The 16,317-nt window shown below is 72.3% G+C and carries 13 protein-coding genes and 1 tRNA gene; 4 read left to right on the top strand and 10 right to left on the bottom strand.

Annotated features, from left to right (window positions below):
* Window positions 1-42 precede the first annotated feature (42 nt).
* The 7 genes from DEI81_RS05355 to DEI81_RS05325 form a co-directional block, all read right to left on the bottom strand.
* Window positions 43-1,185 carry a DNA polymerase III subunit delta' gene (locus DEI81_RS05355; protein WP_111009485.1) on the bottom strand — a complete coding sequence of 381 codons (1,143 nt, stop codon included), beginning with the start codon at window positions 1,183-1,185 and terminating at the stop codon, window positions 43-45.
* A gap of 49 nt (window positions 1,186-1,234) precedes the next feature.
* Window positions 1,235-1,885, bottom strand: a complete 651-nt coding sequence (tmk, locus tag DEI81_RS05350; RefSeq protein WP_111009484.1) for a dTMP kinase — start codon at window positions 1,883-1,885, stop codon at window positions 1,235-1,237.
* A complete protein-coding gene (topA, locus tag DEI81_RS05345) occupies window positions 1,882-4,635 on the bottom strand; it encodes a type I DNA topoisomerase (RefSeq protein ID WP_111009483.1) in 2,754 nt (917 codons plus the stop codon). Before topA ends, tmk begins: the two co-directional genes overlap by 4 nt.
* 546 nt (window positions 4,636-5,181) lie before the next feature.
* Complete coding sequence (locus tag DEI81_RS05340) at window positions 5,182-5,523, bottom strand: TadE family type IV pilus minor pilin (protein ID WP_111009482.1); 342 nt, start codon at window positions 5,521-5,523, stop codon at window positions 5,182-5,184.
* Window positions 5,520-5,756, bottom strand: a complete 237-nt coding sequence (locus DEI81_RS05335; RefSeq protein WP_111009481.1) for a DUF4244 domain-containing protein — start codon at window positions 5,754-5,756, stop codon at window positions 5,520-5,522. The genes DEI81_RS05340 and DEI81_RS05335 overlap by 4 nt, the downstream gene beginning before the upstream one ends.
* A gap of 156 nt (window positions 5,757-5,912) precedes the next feature.
* Window positions 5,913-6,872: a type II secretion system F family protein gene (locus DEI81_RS05330; protein ID WP_111009480.1), complete on the bottom strand. Its 960-nt coding sequence runs from the start codon at window positions 6,870-6,872 to the stop codon at window positions 5,913-5,915.
* Window positions 6,869-7,930 carry a CpaF family protein gene (locus DEI81_RS05325; protein ID WP_111009479.1) on the bottom strand — a complete coding sequence of 354 codons (1,062 nt, stop codon included), beginning with the start codon at window positions 7,928-7,930 and terminating at the stop codon, window positions 6,869-6,871. Before DEI81_RS05325 ends, DEI81_RS05330 begins: the two co-directional genes overlap by 4 nt.
* Window positions 7,931-8,559: 629 nt before the next feature.
* Between DEI81_RS05325 and acs the strand changes: the two genes are divergently transcribed.
* The gene (acs, locus tag DEI81_RS05320) at window positions 8,560-10,506 is read left to right on the top strand and encodes an acetate--CoA ligase (protein WP_111009478.1); all 1,947 of its coding nucleotides are present in this window, start codon (window positions 8,560-8,562) and stop codon (window positions 10,504-10,506) included.
* 236 nt (window positions 10,507-10,742) lie between these two features.
* Here the strand turns inward: acs and DEI81_RS16505 are convergent, their stop codons facing one another.
* Both DEI81_RS16505 and DEI81_RS16500 read right to left on the bottom strand, forming a co-directional pair.
* Window positions 10,743-11,204, bottom strand: coding sequence for a RidA family protein (locus tag DEI81_RS16505; protein ID WP_258368514.1), 462 nt, complete (start codon window positions 11,202-11,204; stop codon window positions 10,743-10,745).
* Window positions 11,201-11,359, bottom strand: a complete 159-nt coding sequence (locus DEI81_RS16500; RefSeq protein ID WP_258368513.1) for a DUF4177 domain-containing protein — start codon at window positions 11,357-11,359, stop codon at window positions 11,201-11,203. Before DEI81_RS16500 ends, DEI81_RS16505 begins: the two co-directional genes overlap by 4 nt.
* Window positions 11,360-11,409: 50 nt before the next feature.
* On the opposite strand from DEI81_RS16500, the gene DEI81_RS05310 reads away from it, so the two are divergent.
* From DEI81_RS05310 to DEI81_RS05300, 3 genes are all read left to right on the top strand, one after another.
* Entirely contained in the window at window positions 11,410-13,959 is a 2,550-nt protein-coding gene (locus DEI81_RS05310; protein ID WP_111009477.1) for a transglycosylase domain-containing protein, read from the top strand.
* The gene (locus DEI81_RS05305) at window positions 13,956-14,918 is read left to right on the top strand and encodes a metallophosphoesterase (protein ID WP_111009476.1); all 963 of its coding nucleotides are present in this window, start codon (window positions 13,956-13,958) and stop codon (window positions 14,916-14,918) included. Before DEI81_RS05310 ends, DEI81_RS05305 begins: the two co-directional genes overlap by 4 nt.
* A 78-nt stretch (window positions 14,919-14,996) precedes the next feature.
* Window positions 14,997-15,073: transfer RNA gene (locus DEI81_RS05300), tRNA-Pro, on the top strand.
* Between the two features lie 122 nt (window positions 15,074-15,195).
* Here the strand turns inward: DEI81_RS05300 and DEI81_RS05295 are convergent.
* Entirely contained in the window at window positions 15,196-16,245 is a 1,050-nt protein-coding gene (locus tag DEI81_RS05295) for an LLM class flavin-dependent oxidoreductase (protein ID WP_111009621.1), read from the bottom strand.
* Between the last annotated feature and the right edge of the window lie 72 nt (window positions 16,246-16,317).

The raw sequence follows: 16,317 nt of genomic DNA, 5'->3' as shown, positions 1-16,317 counted from the left end.
CGGTGCGGTCGGCGACGGTCGTCCGCCGAGGGCGTCCGTGCATCAGCGGACGGCCCGCGCGATCGTCACCATGAGCGCCTCCAGCGCCAGGAGCGCCGCCACGTTCGCGGCGATGCGGTCTCGGGCGAGGGCGACCGCGTCGAGCACCTCGAGCGCGGACGCGGGAGGCACCGATGCGAGCGCACGATCGAGGTCCGCCTGCATCGACGCGTTCACGGGCTCGACGGGCGCGCCGAGACCGAGCAACAACAGGTCGCGGTACAGGGACATGACGTCGACGAGGATGCGGTCGAGGCCGTCGCGGAGGCTCCGGGTGGCGCGCCGCTTCTGGTCCTCCTCGAGCCCACGCAGCTGTCCGCGGAGCGCCGGCGGCACCGTCCCGCCCGGCTCCACGCCGAGCGACCGGAGCGCCGCGTCACGCTCCTCGGCGTCCTTCTCCTGCGTGATGGCCTTGGCGTCCTCGTCCGCCACGGCGAGCAGGTCGGCCGCGGCGACCACCGCGTCCCCGACACTCCGGACGGCGAGCACGGTCTCGAGGGTGCGGCGACGGCGGTCCCGCGCCTCGGCGCTCGTGGCCAGACGCTGCGCCATCCCGATGTGGCTCTGCGCTTGCCGGGCCGCGTCGACCGCGAGGGTGCGGTCGACGCCGGTGCGGGCGACGATGAGGTCGGCCACCGACGCGACGTCCGGGACCCGGAGGCGCACGGACCGCACCCGCGAGCGGATGGTCGGGATGAGGTCGGCCTCACTCGGGGCGCAGAGGATCCAGACCGTCCGCTCCGGGGGCTCCTCGAGCGCCTTGAGCAGGAGGTTCGAGGTGCGCTCGGTCATCCGGTCGGCGTCCTCGACGATCACGACGCGGTGCCGACCCACCGACGGCGCGTAGTGCGACCCCGTCACGAGCGAGCGGATCTCGTCGATGGTGATGATCACCCGTTGCGTCGACAGGACCGCGACGTCCGGGTGCGTCCGGGCGGTGACCTGCATCAGTGCTCGGTCGTCGTCGGGGCCGTCACCCACGAGCGCCGCGGCGAACGCGAGCGCCACGTTCGACCGCCCGGAGCCGGGAGGCCCGGTGATGAGCCACGAGTGCGTCATGCTCCCGCTGCCTTCGGGGGCCTCGGCCGCCGCTCGGAGCGCGGCGACCGCGTCCGCCTGGCCGGTCAGCCCGTCCCACACGCTCACCGGGACACGCTCTCATCGGCCACCGACAGCGCGGAGCGATCGCGGGAGGTCACGCCGCCGCTCCGAGCACCTGCGCGACCCGAGCGCGCACCGCCCCCGCCAGTTCCTCCACGGGGCGTGTGGCGTCGAGCACGAGGAACCGGTCCGGCTCGGCTCGGGCCATGGCGAGGAAGGCGTCGCGCACCGCGGTGTGGAACGCGGTCGCCTCCGACTCGAGTCGGTCCAGCGTCCCCCGTGCGGCGGCCACCCGACGGCGGCCGACGACGGGGTCGAGGTCGAGCAGCACCGTCAGGTCCGGGGTCAGGCCGTCCGCGGCCCAGTCCGAGACCGCTCGGACCCGGTCGGCGCCGAGCGATCGCGCGACGCCCTGGTAGGCCACCGACGAGTCGATGTAGCGGTCCTGCACCACGACGTCGCCCCGGGCGAGCGCCGGCCGGACGACGGTCTCGACGTGGTGTGCCCGGTCGGCGGCGTAGAGCAGCGCCTCGGCCCGCGGGGCGACGTGCCCACGCTCGTGCAGGACCATCTCGCGGATGCGCTCGCCCAGCGCGGTGCCGCCCGGCTCGCGGGTGCGCACGACGGTCCGGCCACCCTCGGTCAGCCAGTCCTCGAGGAGGGCCGCCTGCGTGCTCTTGCCCGCGCCGTCGCCGCCCTCGAGGGTGATGAACCGTCCGCGGCCGGTCCGGCCCGACGCGCTCACTTCTTCTTGGTGGCGGGCTTCCGGGTGGCCTTGGCGCGGGGCTTCGCCGGGCCCTTCGCGCGCTTGTCCGCGAGCAGCTGGACCGCCCGGTCGAAGTCGACCGCCTCGACGTCCTCGCCGCGGGGGATGGTCGCGTTCGTCTCGCCGTCGGTGACGTACGGCCCGAAGCGGCCGTCCTTGACCCTGATCGGCTTGCCGCTCACCGGGTCCGCCTCGAACTCCTTGAGCGCGCTCGACGCTCGACGCGCGCCGTACTTCGGCTGTGCGAAGAGCTCGAGGGCCCCGGGCAGGTCGATGTCGAAGATGGCGTCCTCGCTCGGGAGCGTCCGCGTGTCGGCGGCCTTCTTGAGGTAGGGGCCGTAGCGGCCGTTCTGCGCCGTGATCTCCTCGCCCGACTCCGGATCCGTCCCGACCACGCGCGGGAGGTCGAGCAGCTTGAGGGCGGTCTCGAGGTCGATGGTCTGCGGGTCCATCGACTTGAACAGCGAGGCCGTGCGCTCCTTCGGGGGCGCTGCCTTCTTCGTGGTGCGCTTCGGCGCCGTCGCGGTCGTCGTCGTGCCCTCGGCAGCGTCTGCTGCCGTCGACGCCCGGACCTCGCCGGTGGCCTGGTCGACCTCGGCCTCGGGTTCCGGCGTCCGCTCGGTCACGTAGGGCCCGAACCGGCCGTCCTTCGCCAGGACCTCCTTGCCGGTCGCGGGGTTGATGCCGACCACGCGGTCCCCCACGACGGGCGCCTCGATCAGCTCGCGCGCCTTCTCGGCCGTCAGCTCGTCGGGTGCGAGCTCCTCGGGCACGTTCACACGACGGGGCTGCTCGGGGTCGTCACTCGGCGCCTCGATGTAGGGGCCGTACTTGCCGATCCGCAGCGTCAGGTCGGGCGCGAGCTGGACGGAGTTGATCTCGCGCGCGTCGATCTCGCCGAGGTTGTCGATGACACCACGGAGGCCACGCTGGGCGTCGGTGCCGAAGTAGAAGCCGTTGAGCCAATCGACCCGGTCGGCCTCACCGTCCGCGATCCGGTCGAGATCGCCCTCCATCTCGGCGGTGAAGTCGTACTCGACGAGGTCGTGGAAGTACTCCTCGAGCAGCCGGACGACGCTGAAGGCGATCCAGCTGGGAACGAGCGCACTGCCGCGCGGCGTGACGTACCCGCGGTCGACGATCGTCGACAGGATCGCGGCGTACGTGGACGGACGGCCGATGCCGAGCTCCTCGAGCGCCTTGACGAGGCTCGCCTCGGTGTACCGCGGCGGCGCCGACGTGTCGTGGCCCTTGGCCTCGATGCCCTCGACGCCGAGGTGGTCGCGCTCCGCCACCTGCGGGAGCGACGTGTCGGCCGCGTCGCTCGCGTCGTGCCGGTCCTCGTCACGACCCTCCTCGTAGGCGTTGAGGAACCCGCGGAAGGTGATGACCGTGCCCGACGCGGTGAACTCGGCGTCCGTCCCGCCCTGCGTGACCGCCAGCCCCTCGACGGCCTCGGGTGCGGCGATCCCGATCACCACGGAGGCCGTGGAGCCCTTGGCGTCGGCCATCTGCGATGCGACCGTCCGCTTCCAGATGAGGTCGTAGAGCTTCCAGTCGTTGCCGCGGAGCACGCCCTCCATCTGGCTGGGCGTCCGGAACGTGTCGCCCGCCGGCCGGATGGCCTCGTGGGCCTCTTGGGCGTTCTTGCTCTTGCCCGCGTACGTGCGTGGCTTGTCCGGGACGGTGTCCGAACCGTAGAGCTCGGCCGCCTGCTTGCGCGCGGCGGTGACGGCCTGCTGCGAGAGCGACGCGGAGTCGGTCCGCATGTAGGTGATGTGCCCGTTCTCGTACAGCGACTGCGCGACGCTCATGGTCTGCCGCGCGCTGAACCGCAGCTTGCGGGCTGCCTCTTGCTGGAGGGTCGACGTCGTGAAGGGCGCCGCGGGACGACGTGTGTACGGCTTGGACTCGACGCTGCGGACGACCGCATCGCCGGCCTGCTGGAGCACCGACGCGAGGCCGTTCGCCGAGGCCTCGTCGAGCCGGACGGCGTCCGAGGTGGCGTTGCCGCGGTCGTCGAAGTCACGGCCAGCGGCGACGCGGGTGCCGTTGAGCCGCGCGAGGCGGGCCGGGAACACCGACGCGTCCTTCGCGAACCGCGCGGTGAGATCCCAGTAGTTCACCGACACGAAGGCGAGCCGTTCGCGCTCGCGGTCGACCACGAGCCGGGTGGCCGCCGACTGCACGCGGCCGGCGGACAGGCCCGGGCCGACCTTGCGCCACAGGACCGGGGAGACCTCGTACCCGTACAGGCGGTCCAGGATCCGGCGGGTCTCCTGCGCGTCGACGAGCGCGGTGTCGAGGTCTCGGGTGGCCTCCTTCGCGCGCTGGATGGCCTCCTTCGTGATCTCGTGGAACACCATGCGCTTGACGGGGACCTTCGGCTTGAGGACCTCGAGCAGGTGCCAGGCGATCGCTTCACCCTCGCGGTCCTCATCAGTGGCGAGGTAGAGCTCGTCGGCGTCCTTCAACGCGCGCTTGAGCTCGGTGACCGTCTTCTTCTTCGCGTCGGAGACGACGTAGTAGGGCTCGAACCCGTTCTCGACGTCGACGGAGAACTTGCCGAGCGAGCCCTTCTTCTTGTCGGCCGGGAGGTTCTTGGGCTCCACGAGGTCACGGATGTGACCGACGGATGCCTGGACCTCGTACCCGTCGCCGAGGTACTGGGCGATCGTCTTCGCCTTCGCGGGGCTCTCGACGATCACGAGCTTCTTCGTGCCTGGCACGTGACTCCTTGATCGAATGCTGCGGGCGGTCGTCGCGCGACGAGCGGCGCTCGAAGGACCGTGGGTGTCGGTGGGTGGCGGACCGACAGGCACACCATACACACACGACCGGCGGCTTCCGCCGCTCGCGTGCGCCGCTGTGTGGTGAGGCCGGGGTGCTGCCCGGGCGTCGTCCGGGGACGGCGGCGGGACCCGCACGTGCCGTCGCCGCCGTCGGGACGAGCGGTCCGACGGCCCGGAGGCGGACCGTCACCGTCGCGCCGTCGACGTCGCACCGTTCGACGTCCGTGCCCTCGACGCGGGCGACGTTCGACACCGCGTCGCAGGGCGGTCCCGGAACGAGTCCGACGGCGGCGGCCGCGCCGGCGACCGCCGCCGAGTCCGCCGCGGTCGCGACGTGGAGGGCGTCCACGCCGCGCCGGATCCCGGCGAGCACCGCGGTCGACAGGAGGACCGTGGCGAGCACCGTGGCGACCAGCACGATCGTCACCGCGCCGCGGTCGTCCCGGGCGTCGGGATGCGCCGCTCGCGCCCGGGGTGGCCCGGTCATCGCCCGCCCGCTGCGGCACACCCGCGCGCCGACACCGCCACCGCGGGCATCGGTCCCATCCGACGATCCGCTCGGAGCACCGCGCACACGAGTCCGGACGGGAACTCGAACCGGACCGCGGCGCCTGGAGCGAGGGCACCGGCCGCGCCTGCAGCCGCCGCACCGTCCCCACGAGCCGCGGCGCGCGCCGCCACGGCCGCGGCGACCTGCATCCGGGCCTGCTCGCCGGCCAGCACCACGCCGCCGAGCACGAGCCCCAGCACGACCGTGACGACGGGGAGCGCGACGGCGAACTCGACCGTCACCGATCCGCGCTCCCCACCGGGCGGGGACGTCACAGCGAGAGCGCGTCGCTGATGATGCCACTGAGGAGGGACTGGACGGCCCCCGACCGCACCACTGCCACGAGCACCCCTGCGAACGCCACCGCCGCCAGCACCACCACCGCGTACTCCGCCGTGGCCGAGCCTCGCTCCCCGGCCGCCCGAGACCACCACCGCCCCCACCGCGTCGTCCGCCGGGCCCGAGCCCGCCGTGCGTCCCGCCGTGTCCGTCCCCCGTCGACCACCATCGTCGTTCCTCTCTGTCATGCACACATCGGTCATCCGGCACCCGGGCGGCCGTGTCGTCCGCCCGGGTCGACCGCGGGCCCCCGCCCGCGGTGTCGGCTCTGATCATCGCGGCCCAGCGTCGTCGCCCACGTCGCCGTCGCCCGGCTTGTGGACGATCACGTGACGGCGGCGATGGTGGACGACGCGATGCCGACGACGACCGGGACGACGCCGACGAGGACGAACGCCGGCAGGACACACAGCCCCAGCGGCACGACGAGCTGGGCGTTCAACCGCTCCGCCGCAGCCAGACGGTCGGCGACCACGCGACGTCGGACGTCCAGTGCGCTCGTGCGGAGCAGTGCCGCCGCGGGCACGCCCGCCTCCGCAGCGACGGCCAGGGTCTCGGCGGCCGCGCGGGCCTCGGCGTCCGGAGGCGGCACGACCGACTCGGCGACCACCCGTTCGGCGGTCGACCACGCCGCACCGCCCGAGACCGCGATCGCCCAGGTCTCGAGGACGAGCCCCGGCACGGGCCCGTCCGGCCGGGCCCGACGGACGAGGGCGCCAGTCCAGGCCCTCGCGAGCGCCACCAGCCCGACGGCGACGACGATCGACGCCCAACCGAGCGGTGTCAGGAGGAGGAAGCGCAACGCATCCGCACCCGAGAGGAGCCCGAAGAGCACGCCCACCAGCGGCAGCGCGAGGACGACACGAGCACTCGCGCGTGGACCCGCGAGCGCCACCTCCACGGCACGTTCGCCCTCGGCGACGTCGCGGAACGCCGCGGCGGCCGCGGCGAGCGCCGGACCGGCGGGCGCGCCGATGCGCTCGGCGACCCGCCACATCGCGGCCACCTGCGCCCAGGCAGGACCGGGCAGCCTGGCGATCGCCGCGACGAGGTCCTCGCCGGCGTCGCACGCGACGACGAGCGGTGCGATCGCGGGTTCCCGCGCCGCCACGATGCGCCAGGCACGGCGCGGTGCGAGCCCGCCGCCCACCAACGCCGCGACCCGTTCGAGCACGCGCGCCGTGGCGGTGGCGACCTCCGCGGGACGGTCGGGCGGACGGGCCTCCCGGGCCAGACGCGAGGGGGCGACGCCGGAGGTCGTCGTCGCGTCGTGCGGGCCGGTCACGGCGCCGCCGCCGTCGGCACCGTCTGACGGACGACCAGTCGGCCGCTTCCGTCGAGCGCCAGGGACGCGACCGCCTCGAGCCGCCGGGTCCCGGCGGTCCGTCCGACGTGGAACACACGCTCGAACGCGCTGACGGCCTGCCGCGCGAGCGCGTCCGATCCGAGCCCGGCGAGTGCGCCGAGGGCCTCGAGCCGCGCGGGGACGTCCGCCACACCGTTCGCGTGCAGCGTGCCCGCGCCGCCGTCGTGTCCGGTGTTGAGGGCGCTCATGAGTTCCCGGACCTCGGCTCCGCGACACTCGCCGACGACGATCCGGTCCGGCCGCATCCGCAGGGCCTCGCGGATCAACCGGTCGAGCCCGATCGCGCCCGCACCCTCCGCGTTCGCCTGCCGGGCCTGCAGCGCGACGACGTGTGGGTGAGCGACGCGGAGTTCGGCGACGTCCTCGACCGTGAGGATGCGTTCGTGGTGCGGGACGAGTGCGAGCATCGCGCCGAGCAGGGTGGTCTTGCCGCTGCCGGTCGCTCCGCTGACGAGCACGTTCCGGCGCGCGCGCACGGCGTCCTCGACCTCGGTCCGGGCGACGCTGGCGAAGAACCCGGCCGCTTCGAGGTCCGACAGCCCGAGCTGCTCGGTGCTCGGCAGCCGGATGCTGATCGCGGTCCCGTGGTGGGCGACCGGACGGAGCACGACGTGCACGCGGATGCCGCCGACGTGGTGGACGTCCGCGCAGGGCGTGGACTCGTCGACGTGGCGACCGCCCAGCGCCACCAAGCGGACGGCGAGTTCCCGCGTGCGGGCCTCCGGGAGCACCATCCCCACCACGGATCGGAGTCGGATCCCGTCGTCGACCCAGACTCCGCGGCCACCGATCACCAGCACGTCGGTGATGTGCGGATCGGCGACGAGCGGGTAGAGCTCGTCGAAGTCGACGAGCCGGTCCGGACGGGGCCGGGAGTCGAGCAGCGGCGGTCCGTCGCTCGTCGTGGACGGAACGAACGGTGTCACGTCCTGCGTCCAGGCCACCCCGGGCGGACGCGGCGTCTCGGTGTCGTGCATGCCGCGGAACGGTACGCAGGCGCCGAGGGCGCCGATCGCTCGACAGCACCCGCGGTGGATGACTCCGAGGCGGCGCGACCTGTGGAGGAGGTATGTGACGAGCGCACCGACGGGACGCGATCTGTACCCCGTTGTGCGGGTGCGGTCCGCGCCCGCGGTCGTCGCGGCCCGGGTCGGGCGTACGGTGCCGCGAGGCACGACGAGCAGCGTCGACGACCGCTGTCGGTGCGAGGGTCAGCCGCTCGGCTCGGACGGGGATGGACCGCTGCGGCGACGTCCGCCGAGCCCCCAGACCGACCGTTCTGTGTACAGCGCGGCGATCGGGAGGCGTCCCGAGGGCACACGGTCGCCCTCGACCGCGTCGACCCTCACCAGGAAGAGAAAGGGGCGGCACCAGTTGGGGGGAACGGGTGCCGCCAGACAACGGAGGATTGGGGGGAATCCCGACCGCTGCCCCCGGAAACGAGTCCGGTACCACCAGTGTACCCCACGACAACACCGTCGTGGGCGCACCGCGACCGTTCCGAGGGCAGTCTGTCCGCACCGACAGGATCGGACGCGTGACGGTCGTCGTCCGCGGTAGTGTCCCGAACAGCCACAACCCGTCGCGACGATGCGAAAGGACGCCGATGCCCACTCCCGCCGAGTCCCCGGTCACGCCCCACGACGGGTTCCCCCCGTCACCGGAGTTCTCCGCGACCGCGATCGCGCAGCCCGACGTGTACGACGCAGCACGAGAGGACCCGGCGGCGTTCTGGGCCCGACAGGCACACGAGCTCCTCACCTGGCGGACTCCGTTCGCGCGGACCGTCGACACCTCGGACGCACCGTTCGTCCGCTGGTTCGAGGACGGCACGCTCAACGTCGCCGAGAACTGCCTCGACCGGCACGTACGGGACGGGCACGGCGAGCGGGTCGCGATCCACTTCGAGGGCGAGCCGGGCGACCGACGGGACATCACCTACGCGGAACTGACCGACGAGGTCCGCCGCGCCGCGAACGCCCTCGAGTCCCTCGGCGTCGGGGTCGGCGACCGGGTCGTCGTGTACATGCCGCTCGTCCCCGAGGCCGTGGTGACGATGCTCGCGGTCGCCAGGATCGGCGCCGTGCACTCGGTGGTGTTCGGCGGCTTCAGCGCCGAGAGCCTCCGCGCCCGGATCGAGGACGCCGGCGCGAAGGTCGTCGTGACGGCCGACGGCGGCTGGCGGAAGGGCGCGGTCGCCCCGCTCAAGCCCGCGGTCGACGAAGCCCTCGCCGGGCCGGGGACCGGATCGGTCGAGCACGTCGTCGTGGTCCGCCGCGGCGGGAACGCGGTCGGGTGGCAGGACGATCGCGACCTGTGGTGGCACGACCTCGTGCCGGCCGCCTCCCCGGAGCACGAGGCCCGGGCGTTCCCCGCGGAGCAGCCGCTGTTCATCCTGTACACGTCGGGCACCACGGGGCGCCCGAAGGGGATCGTCCACACGTCGGGCGGCTACCTGACCCAGGCGGCCTGGACGCACCGGAACGTGTTCGACATCCACGCTGACCGCGACGTCTACTGGTGCACGGCGGACATCGGCTGGATCACCGGCCACAGCTACGTCGTGTACGGCCCCCTGGCGAACGGCGTCACCCAGGTGCTGTACGAAGGCACCCCGGACGAACCGCGCCCCGGGCGCTGGTGGGACGTCGTCGACCGGTACCGGGTCACCGTCCTCTACACGGCACCCACCGCCGTCCGCGCGGCGATGAAGGCCGGGCGTGCGATCCCCGACGAGCGCGATCTCGGCTCGTTGCGGCTCCTCGGCTCGGTCGGCGAACCCATCAACCCGGAGGCCTGGCACTGGTTCCGGCAGGTCATCGGGCACGACCGCACGCCGGTCGTCGACACCTGGTGGCAGACGGAGACGGGCGCGATCATGGTGTCCGCCCTCCCCGGCGTCACGCGGTTGAAGCCCGGAGCCGCGCAGACGCCGATCCCCGGGATCAGCGCCGAGGTCGTCGACGAGGACGGAGCGGTCGTGCCGCGAGGCGGGAGCGGCTACCTCACGATCACGGAGCCGTGGCCGTCGATGGCGCGGGGCATCTGGAACGACCCGGAGCGGTTCGTCACGACCTACTGGTCGCGGTTCCCCGGCCGCTACTTCGCCGGTGACGGCGCACGGCTCGACGGCGAGGGCGACCTCTGGCTGCTGGGCCGGGTGGACGACGTCATGAACGTGTCGGGGCATCGCCTCTCCACCGCCGAGATCGAGTCGGCGCTCGTCGAGCACCAGGCGGTCGCCGAGGCGGCCGTGGTCGGCGCCACCGACCCGACCACCGGACAGGCGATCGTCGCCTTCGTCATCCTGCGGGCGTCCGCCGACGATGTCGACCGGGAGGCCGTGGCCGCGGAACTCCGCACCTTCGTCGCCACGCGGATCGGCGCGATCGCCCGCCCGCGTCAGGTCGTCGTCGTGCCGGAACTGCCGAAGACCCGGTCGGGCAAGATCATGCGGCGGCTGCTCCGCGACCTCGCGGAAGGACGGGGCGTCGGGGACACGACGACGCTGGCGGACGCCGACGTGATGCGACGGATCACGGAGTTGCTCTGACGGACCGGTCGAGCCGGCCCGCGGAACGGGCACGGACCTCCCTGCTGCGGCGGGACCGCGAAGCGCACGCGTTGTCCGATCAACGACCGGATGGTGACGACGCGGCGCCCGCGCGGACGACGCTCTGACGGGCGGTCACCGCACCTGCGGCGATGCGCGGCGCCGTGGCCGGTCTCCCCCAACACACCGACCGGTCACGGCGTACCCGGCGTCGGTTCGCGGCGTCCCGGGCGGTGTCAGGCCGCGAGCTCGAGGACGAGCTCGATCTCGACGGGCGCGTCGAGCGGCAGCACCGCCACCCCGACGGCGCTGCGCGCGTGCACGCCGACGTCGCCGAACACCGCGCCGAGGAGGTCCGACGCGCCGTTGACGACGCCGGGCTGCCCGGTGAAGGACGGGTCGGAGGCGACGAACCCCGTCACCTTGACCACGCGAGCCACGCGGTCGAGCGACCCGATCGCGGCACGCGCCGCGGCGAGGGCGTTGAGGGCGCACTGGCGTGCCTGGTCCCGGGCGACGTCCGCGGTGACCTGCGCGCCGACCTTGCCGCTGACCGGGAGCGCTCCGTCGACGAACGGCAGCTGCCCGGAGGTGTACACGAAGCCCTGGGCCACGACGGCGGGGACGTAGGACGCGACCGGGGCGGCGACCTCCGGCAGGGTGATGCCGAGTTCGGCCAGCCGCGCGTCGACGTTCACGCCGACGTCAGCGGACGCTTGAGGTACGCCACGAGCCCGCCCTCGGGACCCTGCACCACCTGCACCAACTCCCAGCCGTCCTGGCCGAAGTTGTTCAGGATCGCCGTCGTGTTGTGGATGATCAACGGGGTGGTGAGGTACTCCCAGCGGGGCATGCGGCTCCTTGTCAGCTGGACGGTCGGGGGCATCATCTAGGCTGCATCCTATGTCTGCCCAGAGGACGAAGCCCGTCTCCGCCGTCGGCGCCCTGGTCGGTTTCGTCGGCTTCAGCGTGCTCGCCGGACTGCTCGTGACGATCGGGGTGACCCCCGCCATCGCCGTCGCGGGCGTCACGACGACGTCCACGATCGGCGTCTTCGAGTCGCTGCCGGAGTACATCGAGATCGGTGCGCTGCCTCAGCGGAACGAACTCTACGCGTACCAGGGCGGCAAGTCCGTGCAGTTCGCGACCGTGTACGACCAGAACCGCGAGGAACTGACGTACGATCAGATCTCCCCGATGCTCAAGGACGCCGCGGTCGACGGTGAGGACCGCCGCTTCTGGAGCCACGGCGGCGTCGACGTCGCGTCGTTGGTCCGCGCGGGTGTGGGCAGCATCGCCGGTGGCAGCCTCGGTGACTCCGGTGGGGCGTCGACGCTGACGATGCAGCTCGTCCGGAACATCAAGATGCAGCAGGCGCTCGAGAAGCCGACCAAGGCCGAGCAGCTGAAGGCCTACAACCAGGCCGTCGAACAGACGATCCCGCGCAAGCTCGAGGAGATGAAGCTCGCCATCGGTCTGGCGAAGAAGTACACGAAGAAGCAGATCCTCACCGCGTACCTCAACATCGCGTACTTCGGCGACAACACGTACGGGGTGCAGGCGGCAGCGCAGCACTACTTCAACAAGAGCGCCACGAACCTCTCGCCGGTCGAGGCCGCGTCGATCCTGGCGGTCGTGCAGTCGCCGAACACGCGGAACCTCTCGGACCCGAAGTACTACGACGCCAACCAGGCCCGCCGCGACGTCATCCTCAAGGCGATGTTCGCCGAGCACGACATCTCGAAGGCGGACCTCGACAGCGCCCTCGCGACGAAGCCCGCGGACTACGTCCACCTGACTCCGGCCACGCAGGGGTGCCAGGCGGCCGGTGGGACCGGCGCGCAGTTCTTCTGCGACTACGCCGTCAAGGTCGTCAAGGAGATGGACCAGCTCGGCGGGACCCAGGAGGAACGCGACGCCGCGTGGCGGACCGGCGGGTACAAGATCCAGACCACGCTCGACCTCGACCTCAACGGGCAGCAGAAGACCTTGCTCGACACGTACGACGACAAGGGCTCGACAGCGCTCTCGCTCGGGTCGACCTTCGACTCCGTCGAGACGTCCACGGGGCGGATCCTGACGATGGCGCAGAACAAGGACTACGACCAGTCCCCGACCTCGCCCCCGTCGTCCACGAGCATCAACTACAGCGTCGACCACAAGTACGGCAACTCGATCGGGTTCCAGACCGGGTCGACGTACAAGCTGTTCACGCTCCTCGACTGGCTCGAGAACGGGCACGGCTTGTACGAGAGCGTCAACGGGACGCCCCACACCGTGAGCGCATGGCAGCACTGCGGGAGCACGCTGTACACCCCCTGGAACCCGAAGAACGACTCGCTCGGCGAACGCGGGTACTACTCCGTCGTCAACGCCACCGCCGAGTCGGTCAACGCGGCCTTCGAGTCCATGGCGGCCAAGCTCGACCTCTGCGACATCCGCGACGTGGCGCAGAAGCTCGGCGTGCACGACGCTGACGGCAAGGCGCTGAAGACCGTGCCCTCGTCCGTGCTCGGTGTGAACAACATCGCGCCCCTCACGATGGCGTCGGCGTACGCCACCGTCGCGAACAACGGCGTGTACTGCGCTCCGATCGCGATCGACGGCATCACGGACGCGAACGGCACGTCGCTCGGCGGCCAGACGAAGCAGTGCAAGCAGGTCATCGACCCGGGCGTGGCGCAGGCCGCGGTCTACGCGATGAAGCGCACGATCTCGAGCGGCACCGCGGTGGGCGCGCAGACGTACGACGGAGCCCAGCTCTTCGGCAAGACGGGGACCACCGACAACGCCGACCAGATCTGGCTCGTCGGCGGGAGCACCAAGGTCGTCACGGCCTACTGGCAGGGCAACACGGACGGCAAGCGGACCAGTCTTCGGCACGTGTACTCGCCCGCGAGCGGGACCACCCTCGCGTCGCAGCGCGCGTCCGTCTGGCGGCAGGCGCAGACGCCGGTCAACCAGCAGTACGCACCCGGCGTGTTCACGGACCCCACGTCGTCCGCGATCAACGGGTCGTCCGTGAGCGTGCCGGACCTCAGCGGGAAGACGACGGCCGACGCCCAGACGACGCTCGCCGCGGACGGCTTCACGTTCGTCGACGGTGGCACACAGGCGGGGTCCGCCGCCGCGGGCACGGTGTCCTCGACCTCCCCCACCGCGGGCACGATGCTCTCGAAGGGATCGAGCGTCACGGTGTTCACCAGCGACGGGTCCCAGGCGAAGGTCCCCGACGTCAAGGGCAGGACGTCGTCGGACGCCAAGGCGACCCTCGGCGATCAGGGCTTCACGTCCGTGACCGTGAGCGGCACCTTCCAGAAGGGCACGAACGGCCAGGCCTGCAAGGTCGCGTCGACGGACCCGGCCGCCGGGACCGCCGCGACGAAGTCGGCCCAGGTGACGCTCACCCTGTACGGGACGCCGGACGGCAAGGACCCGGGGAACTGCAAGTGACGCGCGGTCGCGGCGGCTCGGCCGCGCTCGGCGTCCTCGCGGTCGGCGCGGCCGTCGGCGTCGGGAGTGCGGCGTGGGGCACGCTCGTGGAGCGTCGGCGGTTCTCGATCCGGTGGGAGACCGTCCCGGTCCTGCCGCCGGGATCACGGGACCTGACCGTGCTGCACCTGTCCGACATCCACATGGCGCCATGGCAGTCCGACAAGCAGCAGTGGCTCCGTGACCTGAGCCTCGTCGAGCCGGACTTCATCGTGAACACGGGCGACAACGTGAGCCACCCGATGGCGAACGCCGCGGTGGAGTACGCACTCGAACCGTTCCGCGGCGTGCCCGGCGTCTTCGTCGACGGCTCGAACGACCACTTCGGGCCGAGCCCGCGCAACCCGCTCAAGTACTTCGGCGGCCCCAGCCAGCTCCGCAAGGACGTCGAGCCGGTGCGCCTCGACGTCACTCGACAGCACGCGTTCTTCGAGTCCCTGGGCTGGCTCGACCTGAACAACCGGGCACATGCCGTCGAACTCCGCGGCTCACGCCTCGAACTGTTCGGGACCGGCGACGCGCACCGCGGTTGGGACCGCCTCGATCTCCTGCCGAACACCGTCGACGAGCTCCGCGAGAACGTCCCGTGGACGGACGAGCCGGGACCGGAGCCCGTGTCGATCGGCGTGACGCACGCGCCCTACCGCCGCGTGCTCGACGCGTTCGTCGCCCAGGGCGCGGACATCGTGTTCGCCGGACACACGCACGGCGGCCAGGTCGCGGTCCCCGGGTACGGCGCGCTCGTCACGAACTCGGACCTCCCCCGGCGCTACGCGAGCGGTCTGCACCGGTGGGAGAACCGGACGCACTGGTCCTGGCTCGAGGTCTCGGCGGGGATCGGGACGTCGATCTACGCGCCCGTGCGGTTCGCGGTCCGACCCGAGGCGGTCGTCGTCACGCTCACGGCGCGCACGGTCTGACCATCCGACGCGTGGTCTCGAACACCCCCGATCATCCGGTAGACTTCTGGGGTTGCTCCGATTTGGACAACCGCACCGCGGGGTGTGGCGCAGCTTGGTAGCGCGCCTCGTTCGGGACGAGGAGGTCGCAGGTTCAAATCCTGTCACCCCGACCACCACGAAGGGCCCGGCTCATGTGAGCCGGGCCCTTCGTCCTTCCGAAGGCAGGACCGCCGCTCGCGAGCGGCCAGCCCCAGTCCGTCGGCCGCTCGCGGACGCGCGTCCGACGGCGGACGCGTCAGAGGGCGGGAGCAGCAGCCGAGGCGGTCCGGGTGATCCGGCCCTCCCGGTGCAGCCGCATGACGGTCTCGAGCGCCTGGTGCCGGTACGGGGCCTGCGCGGCACCCGGCGCGATGATCAGGCCGTCGGCACCCGTCGAGTCGAGCAGGGACGACAGCTTGTCAGCGACCTCGTCGGCGGAGCCGTACGCCTGGCGGGCGATCCGCGCGGCGATGAACCGGCGCTCGAGCTCGTCGAACTGATAGGCCCGGGCCTCGTCCATGCTCACGGGCTGCGGCTTCGCACCCTGACGCATCCGGATGAACGAGATCATGCCCGGCGCGGACTGCTCGTCGACGACTCGGGGGTCCTCATCGGTGACGACCTGGACGCCGATCATCGACCGCGGTTCGGACAGGAACCGCGACGGACGGAACGAGGACCGGTAGAGCTCCAGCGCCGCCTCGGTGTTGTCCGCGGCGAAGTGGTGCGCGAACGCGAACGAGACGCCGAGCACGCCGGCGACCTGGGCGCTGTAGCCGGACGACCCGAGCAGCCAGAACTCCGGCACGTCGCCGTATCCCGGGACCGCCTGGATGCGCGCGAGGGGGTTCGTGGGCTCCATGCCCGTGAAGAACCCGATGAGGTCGGCGAGGCGGTCGGGGAAGTCGTCGACGTCGAGCCGGTCGGTCCGACGGAGGGCCATCGCCGTCGCCCCGTCGGTACCCGGAGCGCGTCCGAGCCCGAGGTCGACGCGGTCGCCGTAGAGGGCACGGAGCGTGCCGAACTGCTCGGCGACGACGAGTGGGGCGTGGTTCGGCAGCATGACACCGCCGCTGCCGATACGGATCGTGGACGTGGCCGCGCCCACGGCGGAGAGCAGCACCGCCGGTGCGGACGAGGTGATGCCGGGCATGCCGTGGTGCTCCGCGACCCAGAACCGCTCGTACCCGAGCCGCTCCGCGACGGTCGCGGTCTCCACGCTCCCCCGGAGCGCGTCACCGTTCGACTGCCCGTACTCCCGCGTCGCCAGGTCGAGGACGGACAGGTGCACGCTGGTGTCGGTCATGCCCACTGCAACGCCTCGTGGCGCCGCCGGATTCCCGGAGGCACGGCACGGTGCGGTCGGACCGGCACCGCG

This window comes from Curtobacterium sp. MCBD17_013, assembly GCF_003234565.1.
GTDB lineage: Bacteria > Actinomycetota > Actinomycetes > Actinomycetales > Microbacteriaceae > Curtobacterium.
The sequence above is the reverse complement of the archived record's forward strand: the minus strand, read 5'-3'. Positions and strand labels throughout refer to the sequence as shown.

What these genes read in the sequence shown, in the direction of transcription:
- DEI81_RS05295 (WP_111009621.1), bottom strand. Translation starts at nt 16,245, where the DNA reads ATGACCGACACCAGCGTGCACCTGTCCGTCCTCGACCTGGCGACGCGG.
- acs (WP_111009478.1), top strand. Translation starts at nt 8,560, where the DNA reads ATGCCCACTCCCGCCGAGTCCCCGGTCACGCCCCACGACGGGTTCCCC.
- DEI81_RS05310 (WP_111009477.1), top strand. Translation starts at nt 11,410, where the DNA reads ATGTCTGCCCAGAGGACGAAGCCCGTCTCCGCCGTCGGCGCCCTGGTC.
- DEI81_RS16500 (WP_258368513.1), bottom strand. Translation starts at nt 11,359, where the DNA reads ATGCCCCGCTGGGAGTACCTCACCACCCCGTTGATCATCCACAACACG.
- DEI81_RS05335 (WP_111009481.1), bottom strand. Translation starts at nt 5,756, where the DNA reads ATGGTGGTCGACGGGGGACGGACACGGCGGGACGCACGGCGGGCTCGG.
- DEI81_RS05325 (WP_111009479.1), bottom strand. Translation starts at nt 7,930, where the DNA reads ATGCACGACACCGAGACGCCGCGTCCGCCCGGGGTGGCCTGGACGCAG.